Annotated in this window: 11 protein-coding genes; all 11 read right to left on the reverse strand. The window is 61.0% G+C overall.

Features of this window, described 5'->3' with window-relative positions; all coding sequences use genetic code 11:
- On the reverse strand, window positions 1-897 hold the full coding sequence (locus ACZZ0B_RS23705) for an antimicrobial resistance protein Mig-14 (RefSeq protein ID WP_440094882.1): 897 nt from the start codon (window positions 895-897) through the stop codon (window positions 1-3).
- Window positions 897-2,027: a glycosyltransferase gene (locus tag ACZZ0B_RS23710; protein WP_463546368.1), complete on the reverse strand. Its 1,131-nt coding sequence runs from the start codon at window positions 2,025-2,027 to the stop codon at window positions 897-899. The genes ACZZ0B_RS23705 and ACZZ0B_RS23710 overlap by 1 nt, the downstream gene beginning before the upstream one ends.
- Window positions 2,011-3,768, reverse strand: a complete 1,758-nt coding sequence (locus ACZZ0B_RS23715; protein ID WP_008079282.1) for a carbamoyltransferase family protein — start codon at window positions 3,766-3,768, stop codon at window positions 2,011-2,013. The genes ACZZ0B_RS23710 and ACZZ0B_RS23715 overlap by 17 nt, the downstream gene beginning before the upstream one ends.
- Window positions 3,769-4,003: 235 nt before the next feature.
- Complete coding sequence (locus tag ACZZ0B_RS23720; RefSeq protein ID WP_463546369.1) at window positions 4,004-5,452, reverse strand: lipopolysaccharide kinase InaA family protein; 1,449 nt, start codon at window positions 5,450-5,452, stop codon at window positions 4,004-4,006.
- Window positions 5,452-6,204: a lipopolysaccharide kinase InaA family protein gene (locus tag ACZZ0B_RS23725; protein ID WP_008081349.1), complete on the reverse strand. Its 753-nt coding sequence runs from the start codon at window positions 6,202-6,204 to the stop codon at window positions 5,452-5,454. Before ACZZ0B_RS23725 ends, ACZZ0B_RS23720 begins: the two co-directional genes overlap by 1 nt.
- Window positions 6,201-6,935 (reverse strand): lipopolysaccharide kinase InaA family protein, encoded by a 735-nt coding sequence (locus ACZZ0B_RS23730; RefSeq protein WP_008081351.1) that lies wholly within the window; start codon window positions 6,933-6,935, stop codon window positions 6,201-6,203. The genes ACZZ0B_RS23725 and ACZZ0B_RS23730 overlap by 4 nt, the downstream gene beginning before the upstream one ends.
- Window positions 6,935-7,741: a lipopolysaccharide core heptose(I) kinase RfaP gene (gene rfaP, locus ACZZ0B_RS23735; protein ID WP_463546370.1), complete on the reverse strand. Its 807-nt coding sequence runs from the start codon at window positions 7,739-7,741 to the stop codon at window positions 6,935-6,937. Before rfaP ends, ACZZ0B_RS23730 begins: the two co-directional genes overlap by 1 nt.
- Entirely contained in the window at window positions 7,741-8,862 is a 1,122-nt protein-coding gene (locus tag ACZZ0B_RS23740; RefSeq protein WP_440094878.1) for a glycosyltransferase family 4 protein, read from the reverse strand. Before ACZZ0B_RS23740 ends, rfaP begins: the two co-directional genes overlap by 1 nt.
- Window positions 8,862-9,923, reverse strand: coding sequence for a lipopolysaccharide heptosyltransferase I (waaC, locus tag ACZZ0B_RS23745; protein WP_463546371.1), 1,062 nt, complete (start codon window positions 9,921-9,923; stop codon window positions 8,862-8,864). Before waaC ends, ACZZ0B_RS23740 begins: the two co-directional genes overlap by 1 nt.
- Window position 9,924: 1 nt before the next feature.
- Window positions 9,925-10,959: a lipopolysaccharide heptosyltransferase II gene (gene waaF / locus ACZZ0B_RS23750; protein ID WP_463546372.1), complete on the reverse strand. Its 1,035-nt coding sequence runs from the start codon at window positions 10,957-10,959 to the stop codon at window positions 9,925-9,927.
- 1,115 nt (window positions 10,960-12,074) lie between these two features.
- Window positions 12,075-15,014: a bifunctional [glutamate--ammonia ligase]-adenylyl-L-tyrosine phosphorylase/[glutamate--ammonia-ligase] adenylyltransferase gene (glnE, locus tag ACZZ0B_RS23755; protein WP_463546373.1), complete on the reverse strand. Its 2,940-nt coding sequence runs from the start codon at window positions 15,012-15,014 to the stop codon at window positions 12,075-12,077.
- Window positions 15,015-15,075: the final 61 nt, after the last annotated feature.

The raw sequence follows: 15,075 nt of genomic DNA on the forward strand, positions 1-15,075 counted from the left end.
TCATACGGTGAACACCGGCACAGGATTGCACCAGCGATCCTTGTATTCACGGTCGGCGCGACCGAAGGAAAAGCGCAGCGGCTTGTTCAGCGCGCGCGCATGCTCCCAGGCGCTTTGCGTATTGAGGAAGCTCAACACGCTGCCGGGGCTGAATTCACGGGTTTCGGGGTCGACGCCGCCATTGATGTACTCGACGCTGATCCACTCCGGCGCTTCAACGCGATAGACCAGTTGAATCGCGATCGGCGCCTCGTTGAGGAAGATCACCGAACCGATCAGCAGCTCGCGCAGCAGCTCGATGACATCAGCCATACGCGCTGCGCCGGTAGCGGGGAAACCCCAGCGGCGCTGAAACAGATCGCAGTAGATCGCCGCCAGTTCAACACTGGAGAAGTCGCTGACCGGACGCACCACGCCACCCGCCTCTTCCAGCAGACGCAATTCGCGGCGCTGGTTGTAGCGAAACTTCTTCGACAGTTCTTCGGGGGTACGGGCCATGGCCAGTTGTTCGGCCTGCAACTTCATGCCGCTGAAGCGGGTTTCATTGAGGGCCGACAGGTAGCGCGCGCGATGGCGCAGCGGGGCTTGGGCATCGACGGCGGCCGGCAGGATCAGCTCGGCGTTGCCGAGGTCGAACAGGCCTTTTTTGCCGTTGCGTTTGAGCACGTCCTTGGACAGGGCCAGATCGCGGCCCCAGGTCGGGATCGCCGCTTTGACTTCGCCCTGCTGTTCCCAGGCCAGATAGCGCACTGGAATGCCGGCGAGATCCGCCAGGCGCTCGACCACCAGCGGATGCGTCGCGACACTGCCGCCAAATTGCTGCCAGGCGCTGGCATAGGTGGAGGCGTCAACGGGCGACCAGCCACGTTCGCGCCAGCCTTGGAATCGGTTGAGCATCAGCCCCTCGGTGCCAGATCGATAACTTGCGGCAGACGCCAGAAGGTGTCGCGCACCGCACGGTCGGAGAATTGCTCACGCAGACGTTCGAGCATCATCTCGGCGCACTGATGGCGCTGTTGATCATCCATACCGGCCAAATGTTGCAGGCCTTGGGCTAGACGCTCGGCATCGCCCAGCGGGAACAGAATGCCCACGCCTTCGACCACTTCCTTCGCCCCGCCGCACGCCGTGGCCAGCAACGGTACGCCGGCGGCCATGGCCTCCAGTAGCACCATGCCAAACGGTTCGTGATCGGAGCTCAGGGCGAACACATCAAAGGCACGGAAGTAATTGCGCGCGTCCGGCACCTGCCCGAGGAACAACACGCGATCGCCGATACCCAGCTCGCGCGCCAGCTCTTTGAGATCCTGTTCCAGACGGCCCTTGCCGAGAATCACCAGTTGGCTGTTGTCGGGCAAACCCGGCAGCGCGGCGGCGAAACCGTGCAGCAATGTCGCCTGATCCTTGTCCGGGTGCAGCCGACCGACGTTGCCGACAATCCACGCATCCGCCGCCAGACCGAGCGTCTCGCGGGCTTCGCGGGCGGACACCTGGGCAAATTGCAGGGCAGGCAGATCGATACGGTTGTACAGCGTCTGAATTCGCGCTTGCGGCCATTTCGGCAGGCAACGACGCATGTCGTCGCGCACCGCATCGGACACGCCAAGCAGGCTCAGGCGCTTGCGGAAAATGTGCGCAAAGAGTTTGCGCGTACCGCGTTTGTAATCGTCAAACGCGTGGTGCACGCCAATCACCGGCAGCGACGTGCCGAGCAAGGCGATGTAGATCGGCTTGAAGCGATGGGCGATGCAGAAACTGAAATTGCGTGAAGCGGCGATCTTGCGCAGATCGCCGATGGCGCCCAGCTTCAGGCCACGAATGGCCTTGGAGCTGTATTCCATGAACAACACTTCATCAGAGGCACACGCTGCGGCCACCTCGCTATCGGCGGCCCCGGTCAGAAAGACCGTGGTCACCCGATAACCGGTGCCCGCGAACAGGCTGGCGTACTGCCGTGCGCAGTCGAGGAACGGCCCGTCATAGCCGTGACAGAACTGCAGCACATGGCGTTCAGCCGAGCGAGTCATAAGCGTTTGCGCCCTCTTTGACCACCAGAATGTCTTCCATGATCAGGTACTGCAGATCGGAGCCGAAGAACATGTTCAGCGCATCGGTCGGCGAGCAGATCATCGGTTCGCCACGACGGTTGAGCGAGGTGTTCAGCGACACACCGTTGCCGGTGAGGACTTCCAGCGCTTTCATCATGTCGTAGTAGCGCGGGTTGTATTCGCGCTTGAGCACCTGGGCACGGGAGGTACCGTCTTCGTGGACGACTTCCGGCACGCGGGTTTTCCACTCATCCGCCACTTCGAAGGTGAAGGTCATGAACGGCGCCGGGTGATCGATCTTGATCATCTGTGGCGCAACGGTGTCGAGCATCGACGGGCAGAAAGGCCTCCAGCGCTCGCGGAACTTGATTTGATGGTTGATGCGGTCAGCCACGCCAGGGATGCTCGGGCAACCGATGATCGAACGACCACCGAGTGCGCGCGGACCGAATTCCATGCGGCCCTGGAACCAGGCCACCGGGTTGCCATCGACCATGATCTTGGCGATTTGCTCAGGCATGTTGTCGAGCTTGCGCCAGGTCGGTTTGTTCTCGTGACGGGCACACGCGGCGATCACGTCTTCGTTGCTGTACGACGGGCCGAGGTAGACGTGTTCCATCTTCTCGACCGGCACGCCACGGGCGTGCGACACGTAAGCGGCGGCGCCAACTGCGGTGCCGGCATCGCCGGACGCCGGCTGTACGAACAATTCTTTGACGTCATCACGGGCGATGATTTTCTGGTTGAGCTTGACGTTCAAGGCACAGCCGCCGGCGAACGCGAGTTTGCCGGTTTCCTTGAGGATGTCGCCCAGGTAGTGGTCGATCATCTGCAGCGAGATCTTTTCGAACAGCGCTTGCATGCTTGCGGCGTAGTGGATGTACGGCTCGTCAGCGATATCGCCTTCGCGTTTCGGGCCCAGCCATTCGATCAGCTTCGGCGAGAAGTAGAAGCCTTTGCCCTTCTCTTTGTAGCGACGCAGGCCGATCACGTTGGCGTAGTCGGTGTTGATCACCAGCTCGCCGTTCTCGAACGAGGCCAGACGCGAGAAGTCATATTTGCTGGCATCGCCGTACGGCGCCATGCCCATGACCTTGAACTCACCGTCGAGCATCTCGAAACCGAGGAACTCGGTGATCGCGCCGTACAGGCCGCCGAGGGAGTCCGGGTCGAAGAATTCCTTGATCTTGTGGATCTTGCCGTTTTCGCCGTAACCGAAGAAGGTCGTCGCGTACTCGCCCTTGCCGTCAATGCCGAGGATCGCGGTTTTCTCTTGGAAACCCGAGCAGTGGTAGGCGCTGGAGGCGTGAGCCAAGTGGTGCTCGACCGGCTCGATCTTGATCTTTTTCGGATCAAAACCCAGTTGTTCGAGGCACCAGACGATCTTGTTGCGATAGCGCTTGTAGCGACGGTTGCCCATCAGAATCGCATCGAGGGCGCGATCCGGCGCATACCAGTAGCGTTTGGCGTAGTGCCAGCGGGCCTCACCGAACAGGCTGATCGGCGCGAACGGAATCGCTACAACGTCAACGTCGGACGGCTTGATGCCAGCCTGTTCGAGGCAGAACTTCGCCGATTCGTAGGGCATGCGGTTCTTTGCATGCTTATCGCGTACGAAACGCTCCTCTTCAGCCGCCGCCACCAGCTTGCCGTCGATGTACAACGCGGCTGAAGGGTCATGGCTAAGGGCGCCGGACAGGCCAAGAATCGTCAATGCCACAGGGGTCTAGCCTCTTTAGTCTGCATTCAGGCGCGATGCGCCTTGAAAATTGATGTGCCCTCGCACCGGGCGAGAGACAGCTAAAGGGCGGGATTATAGCGTAAACGTGGCGGGAATGACCCAGAGCTATTTGCCGAACAGCGGTGAGGATCAAAAGATCGCAGCCTTCGGCAGCTCCTACAGGAAATCGCATTCCAAATGTAGGAGCTGCCGAAGGCTGCGATTTTTTAAGTCTTCAGACTCGATCAATACTTTTCGGCAAACGCTGATCAATCACTTGATACAGCGCACTGCTTTCTGGCCAGTTGCGCATGAAGCGTGCGCGGTCGCGGGCGTAGGCCGGGGCGAAGCTGCCGAGGGAGCGGTGTTGGCACATTGAGTCGAGGTCGATCAGGGCCCAGCGATCGTCCTGCCAGAACAGGTTATGGCCCTTGAAATCGCCATGGCTGATGCGCTCGGCGATCAGGCGGGCGAACAGTTGATCCAGTGCCTGCAGCTCGGATTCCGGCGCCTCGCCGTTTTCAACATACGGCGCAAAGCGCTCGATGATGTCCGGACCCGGCAGGTATTCGGTGATCAGATACGCTCGACTGCGCAGCCACAGGAAACGTTTTTCCAGCACCGCCAGCGGTTTCGGCGTGGCGATGCCGAGGAACGCCAGGCGATTGCCTTCACGCCACGAATGCCAGGCGCGGCTCGGACGCCAGAAGCGCTTGAGCCAATGCGCGAAGTTCTTGATGTTGTAGCGTTTGATCACCAGTGTGCGCCCGGCCACGTCGACCTTGCCGACACTCGCGGCGCCACCGGTTTTGTACAAATGGCCCTGATCGAGCAGCGCATCGGCCTGTTCCAGCACCGGCACCATCGCCGCCTCTTCTTCGCGCCGAATAGCCCGCAAGGCGAACGCTCCGCGCTGCACGGCAAACAACGTGCACTCACGACCGACCTTGATCAGGTAATCGCGCAGACGCCAGGCGCGCACCTTGTCGATCTGCTTCTGCAACGCTTCCAGCGGCAGCGCGTGCTCGGCGTTGCTCAGCAGGTAATACACCAGCAATTCTTCGGTAAACGGCTCCAGCGCCTTGGGCAACTGGGCGAAAAACACTCCGAGGTTTTCCAGGACTTTCTGCCGCGACAATGGCTGACCAGCGGTTTCCGCGCAGATCCCGGCGCCGTCGATCAAATACAACTGACCGCCGTGACGCAGCAGATTATCCAGGTGCAAGTCTTCCTGCCACAGGCCCTTGCTGTGCAACTGCGCGATCGCGCCGAGTGCGTCGCCCAACACCGCCGATTGTTCATCCGCCAGCACCGGCAACGACTCGACCTGCAACCAGGCATCACCAAGGCTTTCCGCATCTTCAAGGAATTCGAACAGCAGCCAGCCGCCCTCGCCTTCCTTCAAGCCATCGGCCAACAGCAGCGGCGTAGTCAAGCTTTGCGCCGCCAGCAGCTTCACGCCATTGAGTTCACGCTGAAAATGCCGCGCCGCCTTGCTGCCGACCAGCAATTTCGCCAGCACCGGCCGACCGCGCCAAACACCGGCACCGACATAACGCTGCCCCGGCAGCACCCGCAGCAGACTTAGCAGCTGCAAATCGGCAGGCCCGGCGGCATCGGCCAGGGCAATCGTCAACGGCAGACTTGGCGTGCGCCCGGCGTTTTTCAGGTCGGACAACTGCATCAGCGGGTCTCCTTGCGACTGCGTCTTGCGGTCAGACGCGTAACCCAACTGTCGACCAGCGAACTGTCGCTCGGTTGATCAACATAGGCCGCGAGCAATTCGCGCAGTTGCGCCTCGCTCCACTGCGGCGCACGGCGCAGCAGCGGCTCCAGATCCTTGACCCGGTCGCGCTGACCGAACAACAAGGGCCGGGTCTTTTCCAGGTCGATCAACTGCGCGCGATATTCAGCGCCGTCGGCCTGCAAAAAAATATGTTTCGGGTAAAAACAACCGTGCACCTGACGCAAGCCGTGCAGCAGCCGCGCCAGTTGCCCACAGGCCTTGAGGATCGCCGATTGCTGCGTGGCGGTCAGTTCCGACCAGCGCTGCAACAACGAATCGAGATCATCCCAGCCATCAAGGGCGCGGGTCAGCAGGATCGCGCGGACTTCACCGTCGACCTTGCGCTGCCCGAAGAACGCCGCTTGCAACGCCGGAATCCCCAGCGTGTTGTAGCGGCTGATGTTGCGAAATTCGCGGGCAAAACTTGGCTCGCCAAATGGCGCGTGCAAGGTGCGCGTCAGGTAGTTGCTCTGGCGCTTGAGGTAATAAGCGTGACCTTCCAGTTCGAGGCGAAACACGCTGCTCCAGCCACCACCATCGGTGTTCGGCTCGTCCACCGCTTCAAGCTGTTTGGCCCAGAGCGCGTCGAAGGTGCCGAGGCCATGGCGCTCAAGCAGCGCACGGTCTTCAGCGGCCAGAAAATCAGTCATTCGCGTCCCTCGAAAAATCTCACCACGTGGCGAATGCGCTTCTTGTCAGCGGCATCCAGGCGATCACGCCCACGGTATTGCAGATAGAAGCGCAGGCGCTGGGTGTTCGACAGATGATATTTGGCGACCTTGTCGAGGCAGGCCAGATCCTTGGTGATGCGGTACTTGAGCCAGAAACCGCGCCAGAAATCACCGTTCGGGCAGTCGATCAAAAACAACTGCGCCTGATCGTCGATCAGTAGGTTGCGCCACTTCAAATCGTTATGGGTGAAGCGGTGATCGTGCATGGTCCGCGTGTAAGCGGCCAGTTGCCGACTGACGCCATCGACCCAGGCGCGATCCTTGAGCTTGGGATCGTTGCGCTCGGCCAGCGCCGAGAGGTCTTCGGTGCGCGGCAATTCGCGGGTGATCATCGCGCCACGGTCGTACGCCGCGCCACGTCGCTCCAGACCCCAGGCCACCACTTCAGCGGTGGGAATGCCCCACTTGGCGAAGCGTTTGAGGTTCTGCCATTCCATCTTCACCCGCGGCTTGCCGAGGTAACGGCGCAAGCCTTTACCGGCGCCGACGTAGCGTTTGACGTAATAGTTGACGCCGTTGCGCTCGACACGGACGACTTCGGACAGTGGATCGCGAGTCAGCCGTTCGCCTTGCAGGGCAAACACCGCTTCGAGGCTGCCAAAGTCTTCGGCGAGTTCACTGTATTGCGGCTCCAGAATCCAACCCGCCATCAGAGCGCATCCCCGTAACGCTGCTTGCGCGCATAGAGCTTGTTGGCCTTGCCTTCCAGCCAACTCAGCAACGGCGCTTCTTCCGCGAGAATCTGCCGCAGCGGTTGCTGGAAATAGCCTTTGAGGAAACGCAGCTTGTCGCGGCGAGTCAGACCGATGTCCAGCGCGGAAAAGTACAGCGCGGCCAGATCCTTGTTGCGCCAGCGCTGGGTGATTTTCGCGCGGGTCTGGGCACGGTGCAGGTCGATCACCGAAAGCCTGAAATCGTCTGCCGTCACCGGTTTATCGGTGTGCAGCAGAAAGTGGCAAATGTAGCAGTCGCGGTGATTGACGCCGGCGCGGTGCATCATGCCGGTCATGCGCGCGACTTCGGCGATCAGCGCGCGCTTGAGTTTCGGCTCCGGCGGCTGCTTGACCCAGTCGATGCTGAAGTCCTCAAGGCTGACGGTAGGCGCCAGCTCTTCGGTGACGATGAACGAGTGCTGATCCGCCGGGTTGCTGCCCTTCTCGCCGTACGCGACGGCGGTCATGGTCGGCACGCCGACTTCCTGCAGACGCTGGATAGCCTTCCACTCCTGACCCGCGCCAAGTACCGGCAGCTTGGCGGTCAGCAGGTTCTTGAAGATTTCGCCCCAGCCGATGCCACGGTGAATCTTGACGAAGAATCCGTTGCCGTCGACTTCCGTGCGCAGTGTCCGGCGTGCTTCCAGCTCGCGGTATACCTCGCCCTGCAAGCCTTCGACTTCGGCGAACGGGTCGCGTCCGGCCCAAAGGCTTTTGAACGGTTCAGCCAGCATCAACTTCATTAAGCGTGCTCCGCCAGAATCACATCGGCCGCGTGCTGCGGCATGCTGTAGAGGTCGGCCGTCTCGGCGAAGGCCAGACCATTGCGGCTCCAGGCCGCGCGTGCAGCGTCGTCTTTCAACATGTCAGTCAGGTATTGCGTCAACTGCGCTTGATCGAACGGCTCGTCCAGCACTCGCCCGGCGTCGGCCTCGGCGATGTAATGGGCATAACCGCAGACCGCACTGACCAGCACCGGCAAGCCGGCGACCAGCGCTTCAAGCAACACAGTACCGGTGTTTTCGTTGTACGCCGGGTGAATCAACAGGTCAGCGCCGAGCAGGAAACGCGGGATATCGCTGCGCCCTTTGAGGAACGTCACGTTATCGCCCAGACCCAACGTCGCGCTCTGCATCTGGAATAATTTGGGGTCATCCTGGCCGATTACAAACAGCCGGGTACGCTTTCTCAGTTCAGCGGGCAATGCGGCCAGTGCTTTCAGGCTGCGATCGACGCCTTTGGTTTTGAAACCGGAACCGATCTGCACCAGCAGCAGTTCGTCATCCTTCAGATTGAATTCCGCGCGGAAACCGGCGCGGATTTCGTCAGCATCCGCTGGACGGCGACGATCCTGAGCGATGCCCGGTGGCAGCAAGTGGAAGCGCTCAAGCGGCGTGTCGTAATGCTTGATGAACAGCGGCTGCTGCACTTCGGAAATCATCAGCACTTCGGTCTTCGCGTCTTTGGCGAACACCGCGCGCTCGTACTCGGCGAAGTGGCGATAACGGCCCCAGCGGCGGTACAGCGAGTTGCGCAGATTCTGCGCCTTGTCTTCGAAGCAGCCGTCGGCGGCGTAATAGACGTCCAGCCCCGGCATCTTGTTGAAGCCAATCAGGCGATCAACCGGGCGCTTGGCCAGATCCGCTGCCATCCATGCGCTGAGTTTTTCGTTGCGACGATGATTGAAGAACGCTTTCACCGGCGCCACCAGCACCTCAAAACCGGGCGGCACGTCGCCTTCCCAGATCAGCGTGTAGACGCGGATCTGATGCCCGCGTTTCTGGCATTCGAGGGCGATACGCATGAAGTCGCGCTGCAAGCCACCGAACGGGAAATATTTGTACAGGACGAATGCCAATTGCATCAGCGCAGCTCCTCAGCCATTAACAACGTGCTCAGTCGGCTGGCGACACGCTCGGGATTCAGACGCGTGAAGCACAGAGGCTGTTCACGCTTCAGGTCAAACTGACGGGCATCCTGCGCGGTCGGTTGATAGGTACATTTCTTTTGCAGGCACGGCGCGCACGGGAAGTCGCTGGCCAGGTGAATCTGCAATTTGCCGTAGGCGCCGGTCAGGCCCGGATTGGTCGGGCCGAACAGCGAGATGGTCGGCACGTCCAGTGCCGCCGCCAAATGGCCGAGGCCGGTGTCTACCGCGACACAGGCTTGCGCCCCGGCGAGGACTTTGCCGACGCCGGCCAGATTGAGCTTTGGCAGCACTTCGGCGTGTTTGAAACCGGCAGCGATGCGTTCGGCGCGGGCCTTCTCCTGCGGATTGCCCCACGGCAGTTTGATGCCGACGCCGAGGTAGCCAACGCGTTCGGTCAGTTCGCGCCAATAGGCTTCCGGCCAGTGTTTGGTGTCCCAGGTGGTGCCATGCAAGAACACCACGAAGGCGTTTTTGCGCGGCAGCTCGACCAGACGCTCGACGTTGAGGCCGTAATCGCCCAGGCCTTTTGGCAGGTCGTAACCGAGGGCGATGGCGAACAGTTGACGCACGCGTTCGACGGCGTGTTGGCCACGGGCCACGGCCAGTTTGCGATCGTAAAAACGTGCGGCCATCGGCTCACGGGCCGAACCTTTGTCGAGACCGGCCACCGGCGCTTTGACGTAACGGGTCAGCCAGGCACTTTTCAGCAGGCCCTGAGCGTCGATCACCAAGTCGTATTTGTTCGCGCGCACGCTTTGCTTGAAGCGCTTCCACTCGCCGCTGGTGATGGTTTTCCAGATGTTTTTGCGCCAGCGGCGGATCGCCACTGGAATCACTTTGTCGACGGCCGGGTGCCAGGCCGGGATCTCGGCGAAGCCTTCTTCCACGACCCAGTCGAATTTGATCCCGGGGATCGCCCTGGCGGCGTCGGTCAGCGCCGGCAACGCATGGATCACGTCGCCCAGCGATGAAGTCTTGATCAGCAGTACCCGCAACTTAATGAACCTCGACCACGGAGCCCTGCAATTTCTGCAAGGCATCGTTGACCGCGTCCGGCATCAGCTGGCGCAGGCAGTTGTAATGGCCGAAGCGGCAGGTACGGTCGAAGCATGGGCTGCATTCGAGACCCAGACGCACCACTTCGACGTGCTCGGCCAGCGGCGGAGTGAAACCCGGCGAAGTCGAGCCGTAGACGGCGACCAGTGGGCGGTTCAGCGCAGCGGCAACGTGCATCAGGCCAGAGTCGTTGGAGACCACCGAGTCGGCGCAGGACATCAGGTCGATGGCCTCGGCCAGCGAGGTGCCGCCACTGAGGTTGACCGATTCTTCGCGCAGGCCAGGGATCAACCGGGCGCGAATGTCTTCGCCAACCGCGTGATCGTTTTTCGAGCCAAACAACCAGACCTGCCAGCCTTCGCGAATACGCGCTTCGGCGACTTTGGCGTAGTGCTCGGACGGCCAGCGTTTGGACTCGCCGAACTCGGCGCCGGGGCACAGGGCCAACACCGGACGATCGAGGGACAGGCCGAATTTGGCCAGTGCGGCTTCGCGGGTCACCGGGTCGATTTGCAGGCTTGGGCGCGGATAGGGCTTCGGCAGCTCGACGTTCGCTTCATAGGCCAGGGCCATGAAACGCTCGATCATCAACGGATAGCGCTCTTTGTCGAGGGTGCGCACGTCGTTGAGTAGGCCGTAACGGAATTCGCCGCGCCAGCCGGTGCGTTTCGGGATGCCGGCGAAAAACGGCACCAGCGCTGATTTCAGCGAGTTGGGCAGCAGGATCGCCTGATCGTACTGACCGCGCAGGGATTTGCCGATGCGCCGACGCGTCGCCAATTCCAGCGCGCCGTGGCCGAGCGGGAAGCTCAAGGCCTGGCGCACTTCGGGCATGCGCTCAAGGATCGGCCGGCTCCACTCGGGGGCCAGCACGTCGATTTCGCATTGCGGGTGGCGCTGTTTGAGACACTGAAACAGTGTCTGCGCCATCACCATGTCACCGACCCAACTGGGCCCAACGATCAGAATATTCATGTGGTTTCCAAAAACGAACCGGGGAGGCATTTACGCCTCCCCGCCTCAAGAATCACTGAGGGAACGGCGCTGCTTGCGATGGGTCATTACCTTCAACATAACTGTCGACTGTCACTCCGCTATCGCGAGCAGGCTCGCTCCCACATGGTTTTTTCGTCTTGCCTTGATTCTGCGTACACCGCAGATCCATTGTAGGAGTGAGCCTGCTCGCGATGGGGCCGTTACATTCAACATTGATGTTGTCTGACACTCCGCTATCGCGAGCAGGCTCGCTCCTACAGGGTTTTGCATACGTTCCAACATCTGCGTTTCAGCGCAGATCACTGTGGGAGCGGGCTTGCCCGCGATGGGGCCGGCACATCCAAAATCAATGTCGCCTGACACGCCGCTATCGCTGGCAAGCCAGCTCCCACAGGGTTTTGCATACGTTCCAACATCTGCATTTCAACGCAGATCCCTGTGGGAGCGGGCTTGCCCGCGATGGGGCCGGCACATCCAAAATCAATGTCGCCTGACACGCCGCTATCGCTGGCAAGCCAGCTCCCACAGGGTTTTGCATCCGTTCCAACATCTGCATTTCAACGCAGATCCCTGTGGGAGCGGGCTTGCCCGCGATGGGGCCGGCACATCCAAAATCAATGTCGCCTGACACGCCGCTATCGCTGGCAAGCCAGCTCCCACAGGGTTTTGCATACGTTCCAACATCTGCATTTCAACGCAGATCACTGTGGGAGCGGGCTTGCCCGCGATGGGGCCGGCACATCCAAAATCAATGTCGCCTGACACGCCGCTATCGCTGGCAAGCCAGCTCCCACAGGGTTTTGCATACGTTCCAACATCTGCATTTCAACGCAGATCACTGTGGGAGCGGGCTTGCCCGCGATGGGGCCGGCACATCCAAAATCAATGTTGCCTGACACGCCGCTATCGCTGGCAAGCCAGCTCCCACAGGGTTTTGCGTCCAGTCACACATCTGCGTTTCAGCGCAGATCTATTGTAGGAGTGAGCCTGCTCGCGATGGGGCCGTTACATTCAACATTGATGTTGTCTGACACTCCGCTATCGCGAGCAGGCTCGCTCCTACAGGGTTTTGCATTCGTCCACACATCCGTGTTTCAGCTTAGCCCCATCTCTTTCCAGATCCGCAACACCTGTCGCCGTTCTTCGACAAACTGGTCGCCTGCAATCACCCCCGGGTCCTTCTGCAAGGCCTGCCGGTGGGCGGCGGAGCGATAGGCTTTGTAGGCCTCGCGCAACAGGCTGGCGTCTTCGGCTGGCATCAGCCCTTCGTGCTCCAGCTCTTCCGAGATGCGGATGTTATCCGTCCAGCGCAGCAACGGCGGATGGCTGTGCGACCACGCCAGGGCCGCGTATTGCACCATAAATTCAATATCGACGATACCTCCGGCGTCCTGCTTGAGGTCGAACGGCGCCGTGGCGTCGAAGGCATTCGCCGCGGTGCCGGCCGCGGTGCTCTTGGTGCCGAGGTTGTCGCGCATCTTCGCGCGCATCTCGCTGACTTCCTGTTGCAACTTGGCCAGATCACGGGATTTGCCCAACACCTGCGCGCGAACCTTCTCGAACGCCTGACCGACATCCTGACTGCCGACCAGCACCCGCGCACGCACCAGAGCCTGATGCTCCCACGTCCACGCTTCATTTTCTTGATAACGAGCAAACGCGCCGAGCGAACTCACCAACAGCCCGGAAGCACCGGACGGCCGCAAACGCATGTCCACTTCATAGAGCTGGCCCGAGTTGGTCTGCGCCGTCAGCAAGTGAATGATCCGCTGCCCCAGCCGGGTAAAGAACTGCGCGCCATCAATCGGTTTCGCCCCGTCGGTTTCCGCCTGCGGATCACCGTCATGGATAAACACCAGATCCAGATCCGAACCATGCCCCAGTTCCAGCCCGCCGACTTTCCCGTAACCGACAATGATGAAGCCGGGATCGCACAAGGTGCCGTCGGTGCGCAGCGGCGTGCCATGTTTGGCCACGGTCTGGCGCCAGGCCAGAGCCAGCACTTGCTCCAGAATCGCTTCGGCCAGCCAGGTCAGGTAATCGCTGACTTTCATCAACGGCAGGCTGCCGGCGATTTCCGAAGCGGCGACGCGCAAACGGTGCGCCAATTTGAAATGACGCAGCGCTTCCATTTGTTGTTCGAGGTCGTCTTCGGGAATTCGCGTCAGCCGCTCGCGCAATTCGGCGGCCAATTCCGGCGCCAGGGGCGGCTTGAACAAACGCCCTTCGTTGAGCAATTCATCCATCAGCAGCGGGAAGCGAGTGATCTGCTCAGCAATCCACGGGCTCGCCGCGCACAACGTCAGCAAGCGGCGCAGCGCACCGGGGTTCTCCGTGAGCAAGACCAGATAAGCCGAACGCCGAGCGACCGCTTCCACCAGCGGCAACACCCGCTCAAGCACCAGATCCGGATTGGCATGCTCAACCGCTTGCGCCAACAGGCGCGGAATAAACGCATCAAGGCGCTCACGCCCTAGCCGCTGCATCGCGCGCAATTGCGGGCTGCCGCGCAAACCGGCCAGTGCCTTCAGGGCTTTGCTCGCATCAGCGAAACCGCCCTCTTCCAACTGACGGCACGCGGCCTCTTCGTCCTGTTCCTCTTCCCACAACGGTAACCATTCACCGCCAACCACCACTTCGCTTTCGGTGCCTTCTTCCTCATCGGGATCGGCAATCACCTGCGCAAAGTGCCAAGCGACGCGGCCGCGCCAGAACATCAGTTTTTCGTGGAAAGCCTCCCAATCGGCAAACCCGAGCATAAAGGCAATGCGCGCCTGATCCTGCGCGCCGTCCGGCAGCATCTGCGTCTGGCGGTCGGCAATCGCCTGAATCGCATGCTCGGTGTAACGCAGAAATTCGTAACCTTCACGCAACTCGCTGATCACCGCTGGCGGCAGGTAGCCCTGCCCCTCCAGCGTGTTCAACACCTTTAATAGAGGACGCTGTTGCAGGCTCAAGTCGCGGCCACCGTGGATCAACTGAAAGGCCTGAGCAATAAACTCGACCTCACGAATCCCGCCGGAGCCGAGCTTGATATTGTCGGCCATGCCTTTGCGCCGCACTTCCTGCTGGATCAGCTGTTTCATGGTGCGCAGCGCTTCGATCGCCGAGAAGTCGAGGTAACGTCGATAAACGAACGGGCGCAGCATGTCGAGCAACTGCGCACCCGCGACCTGATCACCAGCCACTACCCGCGCCTTGATCATCGCGTAGCGTTCCCAGTCGCGGCCCTGATCCTGGTAATACTGCTCCAGCGCGTTGAAGCTCAATACCAGCGCGCCGGACGAACCGTACGGGCGCAGGCGCATGTCGACGCGGAACACAAAGCCGTCGACGGTCATCGGGTCCAGTGCCTTGATCAAGCGCTGGCCGAGACGAATGAAGAACTCCTGATTATCCAGCGAGCGCTTCACGCCCACCGTTTCGCCGCCCTCGGGGTAGGCAAAAATCAAATCGATGTCGGAAGACAGGTTCAACTCGACGGCGCCGAGCTTGCCCATGCCGAGGATGACCATCGGCTGCGGCTCACCGCTGCGGCGGCCGGTCGGCGTGCCGAATTGTTCGCAATGGCGGCTGTACAACCATTGATAGGCTTGATCGATGGTGGCGTCGGCCATGTCTGAGAGGTCGCGGCAGGTCTGCACCAGATCGGCCTGACGGTTGAGATCACGCCAGATGATCCGCACTTGATGGCGCGCACGCTGGCGACGCAGGGCGCGACCGAGTTCGTCTTCGGTCTGTGCCGCGTTCACCGCAGCGGAAATCTGCGCACACAATTCACCCGGGGCATACGGCCGGTCGAGTTCGCCGGACTGCACCAGCGCCAACAACATCAAAGGGTCACGAACGCTCTGTTCAATGACAAACTCACTGGCGGCGGTGACGCGGGCGAACTGTGCCCAGCGCTCCGGCGTCCAGTTGGCGAAGCCGTGATCGTCTTCCAGCTCGGCGACGGCCGTACGGAACGACTGCTCGGATCGAGTGACCAACGGCAGGAGAATGGCAGGCAGTTCGGCAAGCACGGGCAGGGTCATGGTCTATCCTTGATCGGCGTGTAAATGGCCGCTTGTAGTGAATGTTGAAAACCCGCTACGT

This window comes from Pseudomonas sp. AC247 (genome assembly GCF_979258015.1).